The organism is Lacicoccus qingdaonensis (genome assembly GCF_900101075.1).
In the GTDB taxonomy this organism is placed as follows: Bacteria; Bacillota; Bacilli; order Staphylococcales; family Salinicoccaceae; genus Lacicoccus; species Lacicoccus qingdaonensis.
This window is the reverse complement of record NZ_FNFY01000002.1, coordinates 42,736-62,003: the sequence shown is the minus strand read 5'-3', so window position 1 is coordinate 62,003 and position 19,268 is coordinate 42,736. Positions and strand designations below refer to the sequence as shown.

General features: G+C 38.0%; 13 protein-coding genes and 1 pseudogene. 12 read left to right on the top strand and 2 right to left on the bottom strand.

What is annotated here, in order from left to right; translation table 11 throughout:
* Positions 1-7: 7 nt before the first annotated feature.
* The 3 genes and pseudogenes from dapA to BLR15_RS14465 all read left to right on the top strand — a co-directional run.
* The gene (gene dapA, locus BLR15_RS01780) at positions 8-892 is read left to right on the top strand and encodes a 4-hydroxy-tetrahydrodipicolinate synthase (protein WP_092984076.1); all 885 of its coding nucleotides are present in this window, start codon (positions 8-10) and stop codon (positions 890-892) included.
* A gap of 212 nt (positions 893-1,104) precedes the next feature.
* The gene (locus BLR15_RS01775) at positions 1,105-1,353 is read left to right on the top strand and encodes a type II toxin-antitoxin system RelB/DinJ family antitoxin (RefSeq protein ID WP_092984074.1); all 249 of its coding nucleotides are present in this window, start codon (positions 1,105-1,107) and stop codon (positions 1,351-1,353) included.
* 15 nt (positions 1,354-1,368) lie between these two features.
* Positions 1,369-1,623: pseudogene (locus BLR15_RS14465) on the top strand (type II toxin-antitoxin system YafQ family toxin); the annotation flags it as partial.
* A 117-nt stretch (positions 1,624-1,740) separates the two neighbouring features.
* On the opposite strand, the gene BLR15_RS01765 reads toward BLR15_RS14465, so the two are convergent.
* Positions 1,741-2,487 (bottom strand): SDR family NAD(P)-dependent oxidoreductase, encoded by a 747-nt coding sequence (locus tag BLR15_RS01765; RefSeq protein ID WP_092984072.1) that lies wholly within the window; start codon positions 2,485-2,487, stop codon positions 1,741-1,743.
* A gap of 141 nt (positions 2,488-2,628) precedes the next feature.
* Between BLR15_RS01765 and BLR15_RS13940 the strand changes: the two genes are divergently transcribed.
* The 9 genes from BLR15_RS13940 (at position 2,629) to BLR15_RS01720 (ending at position 18,848) form a co-directional block, all read left to right on the top strand.
* Positions 2,629-2,799 carry a hypothetical protein gene (locus tag BLR15_RS13940; protein WP_176754020.1) on the top strand — a complete coding sequence of 57 codons (171 nt, stop codon included), beginning with the start codon at positions 2,629-2,631 and terminating at the stop codon, positions 2,797-2,799.
* A 404-nt stretch (positions 2,800-3,203) separates the two neighbouring features.
* Positions 3,204-3,683, top strand: a complete 480-nt coding sequence (locus tag BLR15_RS01760) for a hypothetical protein (RefSeq protein WP_092984070.1) — start codon at positions 3,204-3,206, stop codon at positions 3,681-3,683.
* Positions 3,684-4,255: 572 nt separating this feature from the next.
* Complete coding sequence (locus BLR15_RS01750; protein ID WP_092984066.1) at positions 4,256-4,858, top strand: DUF1819 family protein; 603 nt, start codon at positions 4,256-4,258, stop codon at positions 4,856-4,858.
* Entirely contained in the window at positions 4,855-5,403 is a 549-nt protein-coding gene (locus BLR15_RS01745; protein ID WP_092984064.1) for a BREX protein BrxB domain-containing protein, read from the top strand. The genes BLR15_RS01750 and BLR15_RS01745 overlap by 4 nt, the downstream gene beginning before the upstream one ends.
* Positions 5,404-5,416: 13 nt before the next feature.
* Positions 5,417-8,971, top strand: a complete 3,555-nt coding sequence (brxC, locus tag BLR15_RS01740) for a BREX system P-loop protein BrxC (protein ID WP_092984062.1) — start codon at positions 5,417-5,419, stop codon at positions 8,969-8,971.
* A 47-nt stretch (positions 8,972-9,018) separates the two neighbouring features.
* Positions 9,019-12,510 carry a BREX-1 system adenine-specific DNA-methyltransferase PglX gene (pglX, locus tag BLR15_RS01735; protein ID WP_092984060.1) on the top strand — a complete coding sequence of 1,164 codons (3,492 nt, stop codon included), beginning with the start codon at positions 9,019-9,021 and terminating at the stop codon, positions 12,508-12,510.
* A 47-nt stretch (positions 12,511-12,557) separates the two neighbouring features.
* Complete coding sequence (gene pglZ, locus BLR15_RS01730; protein ID WP_092984058.1) at positions 12,558-15,053, top strand: BREX-1 system phosphatase PglZ type A; 2,496 nt, start codon at positions 12,558-12,560, stop codon at positions 15,051-15,053.
* 25 nt (positions 15,054-15,078) lie between these two features.
* Entirely contained in the window at positions 15,079-18,246 is a 3,168-nt protein-coding gene (locus BLR15_RS01725) for a DEAD/DEAH box helicase (RefSeq protein ID WP_092984056.1), read from the top strand.
* Positions 18,247-18,425: 179 nt separating this feature from the next.
* Positions 18,426-18,848, top strand: a complete 423-nt coding sequence (locus BLR15_RS01720) for a type I restriction endonuclease (protein ID WP_092984054.1) — start codon at positions 18,426-18,428, stop codon at positions 18,846-18,848.
* Here the strand turns inward: BLR15_RS01720 and BLR15_RS13805 are convergent.
* Positions 18,753-19,076: an ATP-binding protein gene (locus BLR15_RS13805; protein ID WP_143003909.1), complete on the bottom strand. Its 324-nt coding sequence runs from the start codon at positions 19,074-19,076 to the stop codon at positions 18,753-18,755. The genes BLR15_RS01720 and BLR15_RS13805 overlap by 96 nt on opposite strands.
* Positions 19,077-19,268 lie beyond the last annotated feature (192 nt).

Genomic DNA, 19,268 nt, shown 5'->3' with positions numbered 1-19,268 from the left:
AATGAACATGTATAAACCTTATGGTATGATTCCGGCATTACCAACACCGATGAAAGAAGGCGGTGTGATAGATTATGATGGTTTGGAAAAAGTGATCAACCACGTCATAGAAAATGGTGTTCACGGCGTATTGGTCGGAGGAAGCAACGGTGAATATTCATTGATGACTATGGAAGAGAGAAAAGAAGTCATTAAATTTGTCACAGACAAAACTGACGGCCGTGTTCCTGTTATGGCGGGAACAGGGTGTCACAGGGAAGAAGACACCATCGAGCTGACACAATATGCCGCTGAAGTCGGTGTTAAAAGTGCTCTTGTCATCAATCCGTATTATATGGTCGTACGTGATGAAGATATATACAACTACTACAAAAAGGTCGCAGAAAGTACAGACATCAGCATTATCGTATACAACTATCCGGATGCGACCGGTGTGATGCTCGAACCTGAACTCATCGACCGGATCGGCAGGATTGAAAATGTGACAGGCATCAAAAACACGACGGACGGTGTCCATACTTCGAAATTACTTCAACTGACTGAAGATAATCCGGACTTCAACGTGCTTACCGGCTTTGAAGACCTCATCGTTCCGACACTGGCCCTCGGCGGAGTGGGCGCCATCGGAGTAGTGCACAACCTGGCCCCGGACAAAGTCGTTAAATTATATGATTTGATTGTCAATGACAATAATATCAAAGAAGCGACCGAGCTCAATAAAAAACTGCAGCCGCTTTACAACCTGGTTGAAGAAGAAGTCATCCCCGGCACTGTAAAAGCAGGTCTGGAAGGACTTGGACTGCCGGGCGGTCCGAGCAGATCACCACTGCCTGAAGCGTCTGATGAATTCAAGAAGAAAATCAAGGACTATCTGGAAAAATTAAATGGTTAAAGGATGAAAAGTGCCTGTACCAGCTGATATAAGCTGTGCAGGTATTTTTTATGGAAAACAAATATAGGATGTTCCACCTTCTTATTGCCGATTCACAATGAGTTGTATTTTCTTGAATAGTGATTCTGTAAAAAACTTTTTTGTACACCCGTTGTATGTACGAAAAGAGTTTTTAATGGTATAATGAGAATATAAAAAATGGGGTGATGGCGATGGGCAGATTGAATTTAAGGATTGATGACCAGCTCAAAGAAGATGCTAATGAGTTGTTTAATGAAATGGGGATTGATATGTCTACAGCAATTAAGTTGTTTTTAACACAAAGCGTCCGGGAAGGCAGAGTACCATTTGTGATTGGTGAGCCACTCGAGAGTTTAAAAGCCAGACATGAGATTTTAAATGAGGAAGGTGAAACCTACAGCTCTGTAAAAGAACTTATGGACAACATCAATGAAGATTAGAGTGACCCCCAATGCAGGCGTGATTTAAAACGGTTAAAAAAGAAACACTATCCTCTTAGGGAGTTTGAAAATGTAGTCGAGCTGATTGTAGATCAAAACACAGAAACTTTGATGCAAAAATATCGAGATCATGCATTAAAGGGAAACTGGAAAGGTTTCAGAGAATGCCATATACAGGGTGATTTGTTATTGATGTATAGAGTCAACCGAGCTGAGCAGTTAGTGGAATTGGTTTTAACTCGGACCGGTTCGCATGATGAACTATTTTAAGGGGAGAATTTAGAGTGTTTTTAACCAAAATATGATATCTTAAAAGAAAAGTGCCTGCATCAGCTTTTATGCTGTGCAGGCACTTTTTGTCTCTCTTCATACTCTGTAAGGAATTTTTCATTCATCATCAGTGCCGAGCGTCATCCCGCCGTCCACGACAATTTCTGCACCTGTACAGTAATCACTGTCATCAGAAGCGAGAAATGCCACCGCTTTGGCAATGTCCACCGGCTTGCCGATACGGCCGAGCGGCACGGAATCGTAGTAAGAAAGAGTGTCTTCATTGTCGGGCATCATACCTGTATCGATTGCACCCGGATGCACCATATTTACACGGATACCATGCTGGCCCAATTCAACCGCAGCAGCTTTGGACATGGCAACGACGGCTGATTTGGTCGCGGCATACGCAGACGATCTGCTGATCGGTGCGAATGATGAAATGGAAACATTGTTGATGATGGAACCTTTCCGCTGTTTTTCCATGTGGGGGATGACGGCCTGCATTCCCATAAATACACCTAACTGATTCACATTGATCAATTGCTGGTAATCCTCGAGCGACGTCTCGCTGAATGATTTTCTCTTAAAAACACCGGCATTATTCACCAATACATCAATGCGTCCAAACTGATTGATGATTTTATCCACAGCTGACTTCCAGTCACTTTCTTTGGTCACATCCAATTGGACAGGAAAAGCATGATCTTCACCTATGATATCGGACGTTTCTGCTGCATCATCGTAATCACGGGCGCCAATGCCGACCATGGCGCCGGATGATGCGAGATGTTCAGCAATCGCTTTGCCCTGACCACGGTTCGCGCCTGTGACAAGCACAATCTGGTTGTTTAAGTCTGGCATATGTACACCTCTTATTATTATAGTTTCATTATCACAATGATAACAATAACTGATGAATTTAAGGAATTATTTTGCCATCTTATAAACCATAAGATCTGTAAGCCCGGGAGTTTTAATGGATAAACTCTGTGGGAGTATGGTATGGATGAAGAGACACGGCTTCAGATGTACCATGATGCACAGCAGATAATCATCGATGAACAACCGCTGATACCGGTGTTCCATACGACATTACTGACAGGCATCAATTCGGATCTCGACGGTTATTATCAGTACCCGAGCAGCTTCCCTTATCTCAAAGATCTGGAATAGATCATAAAGAGATTAAAATGTCTGCTTTCATTCAAAAGATACGTGTTATTTACAATAGTTCTATTAAAAGAGGCTGCTTCTGCAGCCTCTTTTTCAATGGATATCATATAGTCATGCGTTTTGACATGGCAACTGGTCCAGGGAGTGGAAATATTGATATAATAATTTTGATGGAATAAACAATTTCGAGTACCGAGAGAAAAATCTTGCTATTATGAAAAACAACTCTTAGGAATCAAAAGTGAGACCAATAATGACGAATTCAGGTAAGTTCCTCTATTATGGTCCGGGACTGACAGGTCAGGAGAAGATTTTAATTGGCAGTCTGGATGACTTATAAGAAATTTGTAAGAAGTATGGTGGAAGATTGCTGTGAAAGAGAAATTTAGATTGGTGGTGCTTTTTTGAATAGATTAATAGATACGAAAAGCTGGTCAATAAAAGATTCGGCTTCGATACTGGGATTTGAAACAGCAGGCAGCGGCCATTGGGCTGAATGGGATAGATATCTCACGATAGAAGGGGAAAAAGCATTTCTTATAGGGAACATATGTGGTACATGTGAATTTTTCTTTGAACGGTTGGATGGTGCAAACCAGGGTGTTTCACCAAGAGAAGTCAGCAGAGCATTACAAAGTGGAGTTTCAAAGCTGGATGTTGATCTGCTTTCGAAGGTGTCATCCATTCTGTCGGTGGGGGATTACGAAGCGTCATTGATAGAAGTGACACCAAAGCTGGTTGAACCCGGAACAGATGAAGATTACTTCACTAATGAACAAGTCCATGTCTGGGGAATTGACCAATTGTTGGGGGTGCCGACAAAGTTTAATTTACTGTATTTAAATATAATATTATGTGTATATAATCTAGGTGTACAATCCTAAATAAATGATTATTTTTCGGTAAAAAACCATCCATTCGCTAGTTCGGATACTTCGATTTTCAATAGGAGTTCGGTGATACTCAATTGGAGTCCAGTAAAAAAACGAGTCATCTTAGTGCCTTGGGGGGGATACTTCAGTTTAATTTCGTATTCTCTTATATTCTTGTCTCCAGTATGAAACCACTCCACATTGTGTACGATGTGTTTTATCATCGCATCCGTATGAACACTGCCACCCAGCTTACTATTGAAGATTTAAAAAAAATCTATAAAATGAAAATAAGGTATGAGAAAAGTAGAGGTGGAAAAGTGAAGGTTAAGCTGTTTCACAAAGCGCAACGTGACTTGGCAGAGTCTATTAAATATGTGAATAATCAGTACTGGACTGATGAGATTGAAGAGAAAAGCTTGGTCGAGTTGATTGAGAGACCATATACAGCTAATACTTCGCAGTTTATAAAGAATTGTACGTACACAACAATACTTAGACAGCTGTGTAGGCAGCGTCTTGAAGTAGTTTAGCAGATTATCAATACATCATATGTAAGCTAATAAGTCAGGAGAAGAACATTAATGGCGTATTCAGCAAGTTTTACTAAAGAGAAATGGGCAGAGCAAGAGATAGGCGTAGTAACTGAACTGATGTTGGAAGGCAAAACACGAAAAGAAGCATTGGATACAGTTACAGAAAGTAATCTTTTCCAACTTAGGAGCCCTGTTAGTGTTAAGAATCGTTTCAATATGGTTTATAAAAGAGCGGAAATGTTTGATGATAAAATAAAGAAGCATTTTATCGCAGCAAGTGATGATGATAAGAAGGCTCTGACACTATACTCATTTCTCAAAGTGTATCAGTTACCTCTCGAGTTTTATTATGAAGTACTTTTATATAAATATGAAACCAATGAAGTTTTATACACTAATGATTTCTTTTATTTTTTTGAAGCTAAAGCAAGCATAAGTGAAAGAGTAGACACATGGCGCACCGTTACAATTAAAAGATTAATTAGTGCGATGACGCTTTTTTTTAGAGAAGCAAAAATCCTTGAGAAAATGAATGATAAAGAGTTTGCTATTCACCCTATATATATAAGTAATGACTTAAAAGCATATGCTAAAGAGCATATGCCCCTCCTATATTCTTTTACAACACTAGAAAGGGGGAACAATGAATGAAATCGACATATGATCGGCTAAGACAAATGGAGAAGCGAATTGTTGAAGATAGCTTTACAACACCTAAAGGCATTGGAAGCGATATTCCTCATTTTGTATTGGATTATCCGCCGCAAGATGAACTCCAGGTAAGAGAATATTTGAAGAATATGTTGAAGAAGACAAAAATTAATATTAAAGAAGTAAATCTCTTTGAATTCCTGCTTTCATTTTTTGAAGAGGAGGAACTGGAGGAACTCTTTGAGATAGCAGAAGAGGAAGGAAGTTATGGCCTGCGAGATGTATTTGGACCTATATTTAATGAAAGTAACACAATGGTACAGCAGTTTGAGGAATGGACAGCCAATAGTGAACTCGTGTTTATAACGGGTGTAGGAGCCGCCCATCCATTCTTAAGGTCAAGCCAACTATTGAAAGCAATTTCCAGCAAAGGGTATAAGAAGCCAATTGTCCTCTTCTATCCAGGGGAGTTCACAGGGTTGAGACTAAAGTTGTTTGGTGTCCTTGACTATGAGGATGACTATCAGCTGTCACGTATTTCATAAGGAGGAGTAGATGATGGAAATTAAAGATTTGTTCAAAAAAGATATATTCCGGCCCATTAACAATGTGGTGCAGGCAGAACAAGTCGATGCAAGTACAGTAGAAAACGAACTGGATGAGTATGTACTCACTGAAGAGAGTGAGAGGTATTTGGAACGTTTTTATCAAAACTATTTGAGTGTATATGCCCAACCTTCAACTAAAGTGGGTGTATGGATTTCCGGCTTCTTCGGTTCAGGTAAATCCCACTTCTTAAAAATCTTATCGTACCTCCTACATAACCAGAGTGTCTCTGGCAAGACACCAGCAGATATTTTTCAACATAAGACAGATAATGAGACACTTCTTGTAATGATGGATACCGTTTCTTCCAAAAATACAGACACAATACTTTTTAATATAGATTCCAAAGCGTCCACTCAAAGTTCTGAGAAAGAACGGATCATTGAAGTATTCCTTAAAGTTTTTAATACACACTTGGGATATTCTGAAACACTTTGGATAGCCGAGATGGAAAGGCAATTGGACGAAGAAGGAAATTATGATCTTTTTAAGCAGACTATTTTAGAGATTACAGGCGAAACTTGGGAAAGCCTTCGTTTGAAGGTAGTGCTTAAACGGAAAAAGGTCATCAAAGCACTGGAAACAATAGGATACGATAATGAAACTGCCAAAACTTTTTTTAACATCAATAGAGAAATGTTCAGTGTGGATGCTGAACAGGTTGCCCAGCGTGTAGCAGATCATTGTCGAAAACAAGGCTCAGACTATCGCTTAGTATTTCTCGCTGATGAAGTGGGTCAGTACATTGGAAATAACACGAGCTTGATGCTTAATCTCCAAACAATCACAGAGAAGTTGGGCGATCTATGTAAAGGGCAGGCCTGGGTTATTGTGACCTCTCAGGAAAAGTTAGAATCGACAGTCCAGGATCTCGACAGCACGAAAGACTTTTCTAAAATCCAAGGTCGTTTTGAAACCAAAATAAATCTCTCCAGCGCGAATACAGATGAAGTCATTAAAAAACGTCTTCTTGAGAAAACAAGCGTAGGAGAACAGACGATAAAAACAATGTACGACCAAGAGGGAAAACTGATTCATAATCGTCTTGCTTTCGATCCAAATACCACACAACTTCAATCAGGGTATCGCAATGTAGATGAGTTTGTTTCATTTTATCCATTTGTCCCTTATCAGATTGAGTTGCTTCAATTGATCTTCACAAAGATACGAAACTTAGGTGAGGGAGGACAACATACTTCCCGTGGAGAACGTTCACTATTGAAGGCATTCCAGGAAGCAGGGCAGCTGAACGCCAGTGAAGATGAAGATAACATGGTAACTATGGCGGAATTTTATCCTTCTATCCAAGATTATTTGGAGTCTTCCATCACTGCCACAATTTCTAGGGCAGAAAAGAAAGCCCAGCGTGGAGAAGGACTGGAAAACTATGATGTCGAAGTCTTAAAGGTACTCTACTTGATCAAAGCAATTGACGAAATAAAAGCCTCTCCTGTTAATATTGCGACTTTAATGCTGGAACGTATTTACGATGAGCGACAACCGTTGGAGACTAAAATTAAAACATCGCTTCATCGCCTCTTAACAGCGAAGTTAATTGAACAGCATGCAGATGGATCCTACTCTTTCCTTTCTGATGAAGAGCAGGAAATTAATAGAGAAATCAATTCAATTGAGTATAACCGTTCAGCTGTTAAAGAGAAGATTGGAGATATGTTCTTTAATAGGATGTATCCTCATCTTAAGTTTACTTATAGAAATCAGTTTGTTACAAAGTTATTTGATTTCAATAAGCGTTTCGATGGTTACACTAAAGGACACATGAACCATTCCTTAACAATGCAGATATATTCAGAGAATAAAACACATTCAGAAGCAGCAATGGAAGCCAATTCTGGTCAATTAATTATACTATTGGATAAAGACTATGTAGCTGAAGCAGAAAAGTCACTTGGTCACATTGAACAGGTGGATAGTTATGTACGCCGTAAACAGTCTAAATCATCCACTCAACAGCAGCGCCGGATATATGAAGCAAAACTGTCTGAAGTAGAAGAGTATAAAAAGAAGGCAGTAGAACTTTTGGCTAAAGCTTGTGACACAGCTGAATTTTATATTCAGGGGCAGCAACGTGATTTCAATGGAAGCTTTGAAAATAGAGCGGATAAGGCGATGGAAATGCTCGTGTCCAGTACATATACAAAACTGGATTACATCGTCGATCAACTTCCTTTCAATGGTTATAAGAAAGAATGGGAAACTATTGCAGAAGGCACTGTTTCTGATATATTCGACCATCCTAATAAAAATGCTATAGACGAAGTAAAGCGTTTTATCGAAGAGCTGGAACGCTCTCATGATCAAAGAACATTGAAAGAACTCATTAATAAATATAAAGAGCAGCCTTTTGGGTGGGAAGAGCGCGATATGATAGGTATTTTGTTGTACTTAATGAATACTGGCAAGTTGAGGATGTCATATGCAGGCGACTCATTCTCTCCAGCATTAGATACATTTTACGATCGGCTCGATAAAGTGAGTGAGCGGGATCGAATTGTTGTGCGACCTATCGTAGAAATGGATTCTCAGGTTAAAAAAGAACTTACAATAATAATCAGAGATTTCTTTTCCATTACGAAAAGTTATGACACGTACGAAGAATATCAGACAATAATTAAAGAAAAATTGAATGAAGACTTCATTGCTCAAGTTAATAGTATTAATGAGAGGCGCCGTCAAAGGTCTCATACTGGGGACTTCTTGTATCCTGGAGAAAGTACTGTTATAAATATAGAAAATAATGTAGAACAATTGTTATCTATCAAAGATGCAGAAAGATTCTGCCGAGAATTTATTCAGTATGAGGATGAACTGGAGGAATGGTATGAAGATCTTGAAGTGTTAATTGACTTTTACCGAGGCACACCGATCCAAAATTTTGACGAAGCAGCAAATACACTTCAGCAACATGAGCATGACTTTCGGGTAATCAGGAGCGAAGAGCTTGAGGATATTAAGTATCAAATCAAAGCAATTTTGATGGAGGAGGAACCCTCTAAAAGCTTAGTTAAATTGCCGCATCTGACACGAGAGTTAAAGGATATCATTGAAGAAGAATCGAATAACTTAAAAAAAGTGGTCTTAAACGAAGCGAAGAAAGAAATGGACCGACTCGATGAGCTGCATCAAACTTATAGTAAATATGAAGGTATTGCTAATATGATTCAATCCAAGATCCTTAAAGGCAATGGATATTATAAGGAAATTGAACATGAGAAACAAATCTCTGCAGCACAATTGATTAATGGACAACTGAGAGATCTTGTTAATCAAACTTCGAAACAGGCTCAAGAAATGCTTGAGGAGCTAAGGGAAAAAGAAGTTGTTAAAGAGAGACAGGCGAAACAACTTACAGGAAAAGACCTGCATGAAAGATTCTTCAGTCATGTATCACGAATTGAATCCGAAGAAGATCTTAATCAAGCGATAAATGCTCTTAAAAGAAGCTTAATACATGAACTTAATGAATATTATATTGTCAAAGAATAAAAAGGAGCAGACAGATCGTCTGCTCTTATACATATAGAGGTGTAATGATGAATAAAGCAGAACTAAAAAAGTTTGCAGTTGAAGCAAGAAGAGAACTAATTGAAAAAGTCTCTTTAAAAGCAGAACAATATGGGATTACGAAGGAATACCAAACATTACTATTTGAAGAAAAGTATGGAGAACTCCTTGTAAATGGTCGTACTTATCCTACAAGCCTTAAAAATGCGTTGAAGGCGATTGAAAGTAAGTTGAAAAAAGTGGGTTACGAGCAACTTATCGAAGAAGTCTCCTATACATGGTTTAATCGTATAACAGCAATACGTTATATGGAAGTGAACGGTCATTTGCCTGAACGTGTTAATGTTTTATCAAGCACTATGGGAAAATCTGAACCTGATATTATTTTTGATCATGAGACAATGGATTTGGATATAGAAATAGATGAAATTCGAAGTTTGTTAAAAGAAGAGCAAACTGAATTCGCTTATCGAAAGTTATTTGTTGCCCAGTGCAATGCTTTGAATAAAATTATGCCATTTTTGTTTGAGCAAATAGAAGATTATACTGAATTATTGTTACCTGATTATTTACTTGATCAGCAATCTATCATTAGGAAAATAACAGAAGAAGTGTCGGAAAGAAACTTTTATGAGATAGAAGAAAATGGTTCTAAAAAGGATAATGTAGAAATATTAGGTTGGCTGTACCAGTATTATATGTCGGAAAAGAAAGAAGAAGTAGGCGGGTTAAAGAATAAATCAGTGAGAAAAGAAGACTTGCCAGTAGTTACTCAATTATTCACGCCTAAATGGATCGTGCAATATATGGTTCAGAATTCACTGGGTAAATTATATGATGAAAAGTACGAGAATAATAATCTTTCAAAACACTGGCAATATTACTTAAAACATGAAGAAAACCATCATCTCTATCCAGAATTTGATTCATTGGAAGAAATGAAAATAATGGACCCAGCATGTGGGTCTGGTCATATTCTCCTGTATGCGTTTGATATACTGTACGATATGTATCAAGAAGCCGGCTACCCATCAAGAAATATTCCTGAATTGATTCTTGCGAATAATCTTTATGGACTGGATATAGACAAACGTGCTCAACAAATAGCTAATTTCGCCCTATTGATGAAAGCAGTAGAAAAACAGCCAAGATTACTAGCAAGGCTGAATAGAAAAAAAGAGCCAATCAAGATTAATGTATATGAAATTGTTGACGCAGATCAATCTTTATCTGAAGAAGCACTTAACTATTTTACTAAATGCGATACTCAAAAAAGAAAAGTAAGGGAAACAATGAGTCAATTCAAAAATGCTAAACAATATGGATCTTTAATATTTCCAATTGACCAACCTTATTTTGAATGGGAAAAGCGTATAACAAAATTGATAAAGAACCCAAGAGATTTATTTGAAGATACTTATTCGAAAGAGTTAAGTGAAAAGCTACTAGATATTACTAAGCAAGCTTCTTTGTTAAGGGAACATTATGACATAGTTATAACTAATCCACCATATCATAGTAAGTATAATAATGATCTTAAGAAATTCATAGTAGAAAATTATAATGATTATAAAATGGACCTATATTCTGCTTTCATTGTGAGAGCAACAAAGATGTTGAAATTCAACGGTTATTCTTCTTTAATGACTCCTTACACATGGATGTTTATATCCTCACACAAAACTTTGAGAAGTTATCTGCTAAAAAACACTACAATATCTAGTTTAGTTCAATTAGAATACTCAGCTTTTGAAGAAGCTACTGTTCCTATTTGCACCTTTACCATACAGAACCAAAGTAGATATACTTTGGGAGAATACATTAGACTAGCTGATTACAAAGGAGCGGATATACAGCCTTTTAAATTACAAGAAGCTGCTATAAATTCTAATATTTGTTATAGATACCATAAATATTCTGATTCATTTGAAAAACTTCCTAACAATCCAGTTGCTTATTGGGCAAGCGAAAAAATATTAAAACTATTTAAAGAAGATGAGACAATAAAAGATTATTTATCCGGTGGTAATGGGATGACTACTGGCGCTAATAATAAATTTTTGAGACTTTGGCATGAAGTGAGTATAAGTAAAACTAAATTCAATGCCCAAGATGAAAATGAAGCCTATTTATCTAATGCTAAATGGTTTCCTTATATAAAAGGGGGGGCGTATCGAAAATGGTATGGAAACTTAGAGTACGTTATTGATTGGCATAAAAATGGAGAAAATATAAAGAACTATGATAAGTGCTTTTTACGAAATAAAAATTATTATTTTAAAGAAGGTATCTCTTGGTCTAAAATTTCTTCAGGCTCATTTTCTGTGAGATATTCACCTCAAGGTGCTTTGTTTGATGTAGCAGGAATTTCTCTTTTTAATAACAGTTCAAGAAGTACTGAAGAATTTCTAGGATTTCTAAATTCAAAAGTAGCTAATCACCTTTTAAAGTATTTAAGTCCTACACTTAACTATGAAGCAGGTACCATAAAATCATTGCCTCTAATTGCTAATGATGAAAATATAGAAAAAATTGTTAATGATCAGATAAGTATCTCAAAAAAAGATTGGGATTTTTATGAAACTTCATGGGATTTTATTAGAAACCCTTTTGTTACGTATAATACCGACTCTATTGAATATGCCTTCGAGAGTTGGCAAGAAGAACTCTTTTCTTTAAGAAATAGATATAAAATTAATGAAGAAAAAATAAACAAAATGTTTATACAATTATATAATTTAGAAGATGAACTCTTACCTGAAATTAGTGAAAAAGAAGTTGTTATTAGTCGGGCAGACCAAGAAAAGGATGCTAAGCATTTCCTTTCTTATTTCATAGGATGTATAGTTGGACGTTATTCTATAAATTCAGAAGGTTTAGCATATGCTGGTGGAGCATTTAATGAAAATAAATACAGTATTTTCAACCCTAATAAAGGTGGTTTAATTCATATTACTGAAAATAAGTATTTTGAAAATGATATTATAGTTCGTTTAAAAGAGTTTTTGGCAGTAACTTTTAGTGGAGATACAATTGATGAAAACATAAACTGGCTCGGAGAGTCTTTAACAATGAGAAAAAATGAATCGTCGGAAGAACGCTTACGCCGTTATTTCATGGATGATTTCTTCAAAGATCACTGCAAAACCTATCAGAAACGTCCTATCTATTGGTTAGTTGACTCAGGTAAGCAGAAGGGATTAAGGACTTTGATCTACATGCATCGTTACCAGCCGGATACTATGGCGACCATTCGTTTTGAGCACCTTCAGGAAATCCAATCGAAATACCAAAATGAAATTGAGGTGCTGGAGATACGTTTATCCAACCCTGATATTTCTGCTTCAGATAGAAAAAACCTTGAAAAATCTAAAGAATCTTATCAAAAAAAGATTGAAGAACTTCAGGAGTTTGATAAGAAGTTGGCTGTTTATGCGAATGAACCGATTGATATTGATCTGGATGATGGGGTTAAAGTGAACTATGCTAAGTTCGATGATGTGCTGGCTAAGATCAAATAGATGAAAGAGGGGCTTCCCTCTTTCTCTTTATATGATGAGGTGGAAGTATGAATGTAATTGAGAAGTTACAACAAAAGATAGATGAAGAGCATAGACAGAAAGGTCGGGCGATTGTATTTTGGTATGATGCTCAAGGACAGCTCGAAGCAGACGAATTAAATAGCCAGCTTAAAGGTATAGAAGTAAGGCAATTGAATGATAATAACTTTTTTCAACTTAAAGTGGAAATTGAGATTCAAAACCCTGAAACTTCCTATCTGATATATTCTGATGAGCCACGACCACGGGATAATGATAATATGCTGCTTGACATGCTCTTCTATAGTGTTGAATTCAAAGCGGATGAAACTGCTTTATTATCGGAGGTCCTTAACGTGGAGGATTTTGTATTAAGACCTTTGATGAAAGAGTATCCTACATTTTTTGCGAGCAAGGAGAGAAAGAATAAGCTTAGCAAGGTGTTACCAGCCAAAGCTGATAGAGGTACTTTTGAACTCAGTATGATGGCAGTACTCACCAAGTCTCCGGCGCATGATATCAAGACCATTACCACTCAAATTTTAATGAAAGGGTTGGATATAGAGACAAATGAATTAATCAAACAGTTGGGAAAAAATTATGCATTGGATAAATCTCTGGAGAAGATTGGCAGATATTTTGGTATCTCTCTAACTGATTCAGAGGAGCCTTTGAGGCAGTTGGTCAACACTTTAATTTACCAGCATTTCAACCAAAATTTCCATGGTGTAGTTGGAAAGTGGGACGACCAATGGAAGTCGACTTCGCCTAACATTTGTGCATTGTACATAGAAGAATGGCTTAATAATCGTCATGCTGAAATGATCGAAAACTATATTGAGATCTGGGAGAAGGAATACGATGTACAAGGTACATTGGATGATTATGATGTTGAACAATATGCAGAGGTAGCGACCTTTCCTAGAGTAGATGTTCTCATCATTGAAAAATGTGTGGATGAATTGGAACACAATACAATATCCCCTGAAAAACGTTTAGCCTTAATAGAAAAAAGGTTGGAAATGCCATGGGCATTGAAGCCTAAGATTAATTGCTCGTATAAGACCCTGTATCACGTAATTAAGCTTGAAAGGTTTAAAAATGAAATTAAGAAAATCAGACACGATGATGATTTATACAGTAAGTATGCTGAAAATGTTTATCGAATCGATCAATCATATCGTCACTTTATGTATTATTACACAAGTCTCGAAGCGAATAGCCGATTACAAGAAACAGCAGAGCGTGTAACAAACTGGTATGAGAATGATTATTTGGATGAGTTGGCGAGTTTAGCGAATGAGAGAATAGAAGCAGGGCGTAAGACAAAAATAATGCAGCAAAGGGCCTTTTTCTCTAAAATGATCAGCCCAATACTAAAAAGGGAGCAGACCCGAGTATTTGTTATCATATCCGATGCACTTCGATATGAGGCAGCTCATGAACTGAATGACAAACTTGCTGAACGTGAGAATGGCAAGTCTCATATCCAGCCAATGGCAGCCAGCTTTCCGACATATACTCAGCTGGGAATGGCTTCATTGCTTCCCCACAATGAATTGTCATTTGATGAAACGAAAGGTGTACTTGTCGATGGCCAACTGACTAGTGGCATAGAAAATAGGCGCAAAATACTGCAAAAAGTAGAGCCGGATACTGAAGTAATGCACCTTAATAAATTACTGGATATGCGTTCTGGTGAAGCCGAACGTTTGCTGAGAGGAAAAAGGCTCATCTATCTCTACCATGATCACATTGATGCAGTGGGGGACTCGGCAAAGTCCGAAGGGGAAACATACAATGCAGTAGATCAGGCAGTTAATGATTTAAACATGGCTGTAGATCGGTTGTCCCGTCTTCAAGCCAAGCGCATCTTTATTACAGCAGACCACGGTTTCCTTTTCCAATTCAATAAAATTCAGGAGCATGGCAAGATAGAGGCTGTGAGAGGGGATGTATTGGAGCGAAGCCGCCGGTTCGCCATAGGACATAACCTTTCTGTGCCTGAAGGTGCAATCAAGCTCTCTGAAAAGCAAAGTGCTCTCCAGGGGGTTGAAGTGGTACTTGCAAAAAGATTGAATCGCTTTAAAACAGGTGGTGGGCTCCAATTCATTCATGGAGGAGTCATGCCTCAAGAAGCAGTCGTACCACTAATAGACTATCGAAGAATTGAACGTGCAGATACTGTTGATATAGCTGTGGCAGTGCATAAGAAAATCATTACTGATTTCCGCGTTCCTGTTTCTTTCTATCAGGAACAGAGTGTATCTGATGAATATACATCAAGAAAAATACGTGCTGCGTTTTATCAAGGGGATGAGCGTATCTCAAATACAGTAGAGCTCGTGTTCAATTTAAAAGGCAATAATTCAGAACGTACACGTAAAGTGAAATTCAGCCTTATTGAAAAGCATTATAAAATTGGTGAACCATGTACGCTGCGATTAGAAAATGTAACCCCAAAAGATACAGAACTCTACCTCGAAGAAGAGTTCATTCTTCGGCTATATGATGCGCTGTATTAAATGATGAGTGAAAGGCGGGAGTCGCATGTTGAAAAAAGGAGATATAGTTGGTGCGGCTTTCTGGCCGGAAACTGTACTGGTCAAGCATGTAGAACCATTGGAAGACGGACTGTTTTTAGTAGAAGCTGTGGGGCGTGAGTCTAATCAATTTTTTGAAAACTATCTGGAGACCTATCAATTCGGAGAAATTGAACAGTACACAGGTAAAACTTCAACTGTAAAATTGAAGGATCATTTTCAGCATTATCTGCAGTATTATGTGTTAAAGACTGAAAAAGAATATTCTCAAGCCAGGGCGCGTGGAAACAGAAATATGATGCCACTCCCACACCAGATAGAAGCAGTGTATGAAAAAATGATTCAAACACCTCAAGTCAGATATCTACTGGCGGATGATCCTGGGGCAGGAAAAACAATTATGTCTGGAATGCTGATTCGTGAAATGAAAGCTCGAAATACAGTGCGCAAAATTTTGATCCTCGTTCCTCCTCTTGTATTGAAGCAGTGGCAGACAGAGCTCAAAGAGAAGTTTGATGAAGACTTTTTGATTATCACCCGAGAATATTTAAATAGCAGTGGTGAAATTAATCCTTTCGATATTCATGACCAAGTGGTGGCTTCTATGTACTGGGCAGTACGGGATGATGTTAAAAGCATGATATTAAATGCGCACTTCGATCTTGTAATTGTAGATGAAGCGCATAAAATGGCTGCCTATACTGTGGGTCGAAAGAAACGTAAAGTGAAACGTACTAAAATGTTCCAGTTGGGCGAGAACTTGTTACGACATACCGAGAATACTTTATTGCTAACAGCTACACCTCATAAAGGAGACAAGGAAAACTTCAGACACCTGATGAGTTTGATCGATCATGATATTTTTTCAAACTTGAATAAGGACGCTTTGATATTCGAAAAAAGTAATCCTTATATTATACGGCGTTTGAAAGAGAAAATGGTGCAATTTGATGGTACACCACTTTTTCCAAAACGTACTACCAAAACATTAGGATTTGATTTGAGTCCGGCAGAAATTGAATTATATGAATCTGTGACTGAGTATGTCAGGGACCATTTCAACCGTGCCAAGCAGAACAGCAATTCAAATGTTGCATTTGCAATGATGATTCTGCAAAGGCGTTTGAGTTCATCAGTAGAAGCAATCTACTGTTCTCTATCCAGAAGAAAAGATAAGTTGGAGCATGTATTGTTGACTGGTGAGAAAATACAACAGAAGCTGCTGGACTATGAAGAGTATGAAGAAAGTGCTTTGGAGGATCAGGAGTTGCTCGAAGCTTATGCGGAAGGGGAGTTTGAAGCGCTTGATTATGATGCATTGCGTACAGAAATTCAAGTGTTGGGGAAATTAATCCGTAAAGCCAATGTCATTCGCCATAGTGAGAATGAGAAGAAATTCATGGAACTCGAAAAAACACTGTTTGGAGCAAGTGGTCTGCTCGCTAAAGGAGAAAAAATATTAATTTTCACTGAATCAAAGGATACTTTGAATTTTTTAGAGAAGCAATTGAGTGCCTATGTATCGAGCATCGCAAAAATCATTGGAGACTATTCAATGGATCGCAGACAGCAGGAAGTGGAAAAGTTCCGAAATGAACTGCAAATTATGTTGGCGACAGATGCAGGTGGAGAATCTATTAACCTTCAGTTCTGTAACCAGATGATCAATTACGATATCCCCTGGAATCCGAACCGTTTGGAGCAGAGAATGGGGCGGATACATAGAATTGGTCAGAAAAATGAAGTATTTGTTTTTAACCTTGTTGCTACAAATACTCGAGAGGGAGATGTACTGGTACGCTTGCTTACAAAGATGGAACAGATGCAGGAAGATCTCGGTCAGGATAATGTCTATGACTTTGTTGGAGAAGTCCTTGAAGATCGTGAAGCAGATCTGCCAAGTGTCATGGAACAGGCAATAATGGGAAGACAGGACCTGGATGAGATTATTGCCAGTATGGAGAAGACGTTGTCAGAAGAACATAAACGTCTTCTCGAATTAACTGAAAAAGAACGTATGGACAACAACTTCAATTTACCGGGTGCCAAAAGATCCTTTGACGAAGTTCTTATAAACAGTATCCCTGCACGTTTTTATGGTCAATTTGTTATTGATGGATTAAAAGAGACCAGAGCGAGAATGACCATTACCAATGATAACTCTTTAGCGCGTATTGATCATTTACCCAAACGGCTTCGAGATTTTGCAAAGGACAATAAGTTGATGTTCAATTTCGAAGATACTATCCGATTTTCACTGAAGCAATCTCAAAATAGTGATGAGATTGCCATGATGGAAAATGACCATCCTTTATTCAATACTGTTATGAAACTCACTTCTAAGGAAGTGCAACAGACAGTGATGCCTCTATATGAAGTGAAGTTGCCAGTTCCAGAAGAAATGATCATGGAGCTGAATCAAATAACAATTGTAGATGGCAATGGCAACGAATTAGAGCAACGGCTCATACTCACAGGCAAACTTTCATCAGAAGATTATGTTGATATTTCACCTTATATATTATTTAAGTATAAGATGGAAATTTTAGAAGAGTACTCTGAAGAAGAACCAGATATACGCCGCCATGTGATAAGAGATTCAAGAAAGCTTTTAAGAACTGCTCAACGGAAACGTGAGTCATATGCAGATAGAAGGAAGATATTTTTAAGAAAATCCTTTGAAGATCAGATGACTACTCTTCAAAATAGGCTAAAAAAATACCAAGCAGAAAACACTGATGGCAAAAATAGTGCATTGCTCAACCAAACTTATACTCAGATAGAAGAAATGGAACAACGAAGTAAACAAAGGCTGCAGGAAATAGAACGTCAACGCTCGATCCAACTCCAGCCTGTGAAAAGAATTGCACAGTTTAGGGCAGTACCTGCCGGACATGAAACAGGTCGAATAATACCTGAGAGATACAAAGAATTCATAGAGGATTATGAGCTTGGAGAAGGACGATTAAATGTTAGGGCACAGGCCGCTTTCGGTCTGGTTGATTTTATTAGTGAAGATCTAGATGGGGAACTCAGGTTTATAATTGTGACACCAAATGTATATCAGTTGAGAGAGCATATAGTGGTGGATGATTATGAAGAGTTTAAAGAGAGGTTGTTTGTTTATGAGGTTGAAGGGAGGGCGATCAAACAGTATTCTAGTGAGTTAATTTGACTTTATATAAGATCTTTTTAGGATATTAAAGCAGTTTAACAATGTACTCAATAGTTTCTATACTCAAATTTTACTACTTGGAAAAGAAAATAATAACCTCGCGTCTTTAAGAGACACACTTCTCCCAAAACTAATGTCGGGAGAAATCGAACTAACAGATGATATGGAGGTGAAAAACCATGCAGAACTTCTTCAGTGAAGATGATTTGGAACATCTGTCCATGGAATGGTTGGAAGAACTGGGCTATGAAATCAGACACGGTAATGATATCAGTCATGTCGGTGTGGCATCGGAACGGGACCACTATGAAGATATCATACTGGATCAACGACTCGGTGCAGCATTGAGGAAAATCAATCCGGATGTCGTAGGTGAAGCCATCCAACAAGCCATTCATATGATTTCAGTCGAGCAATCACCGAGTTTAATTGAAAATAACAGCATATTTCATGAGTATATGACCAACGGTATTGAAGTGGAACACTATAATGCAGAGGGCGAAACGTTAGTCGATCTCATCAACATCTTTGATTTCAAGGTGCCTGAAAACAATGACTTTCAGCTGATCCAGCCAGGCCAGATCTGCCAATTGATTGAATGACTGTTTCTTCAATGTGGTCTGTTCTTGAAGTGAGAAGTCTGCCAATGTCTGATAGACTGGAAACATCGCCCATTTCAACCGTTGCTCAATCTTTTTTTCTCCCCGGCGTTGTTGCTCATATGTCATCACTGAAAGTAGAAATTGGCTATACGATAATTCCTCTGTCTCTGCTTTTTTGACCAGCTCGGGCAACGCTTTGGACGCTTCCACAAGCCGGACGGTCTTCATACGGTCTTGGAGTTCTGTTCAGATGCTCATTCGTTACCCACACCGCCCAGCACCGGCAGATAGGTCTCAATCGCTCGGACAGGGGGCTGAATCTCCAGCACACTACTGACCGCATCATCCAACGGTTTGATGTGTGTGAAGTTAGACTAGAAAATGGACACAGTAAATGCGGACGAATAGTATATAGTAAGA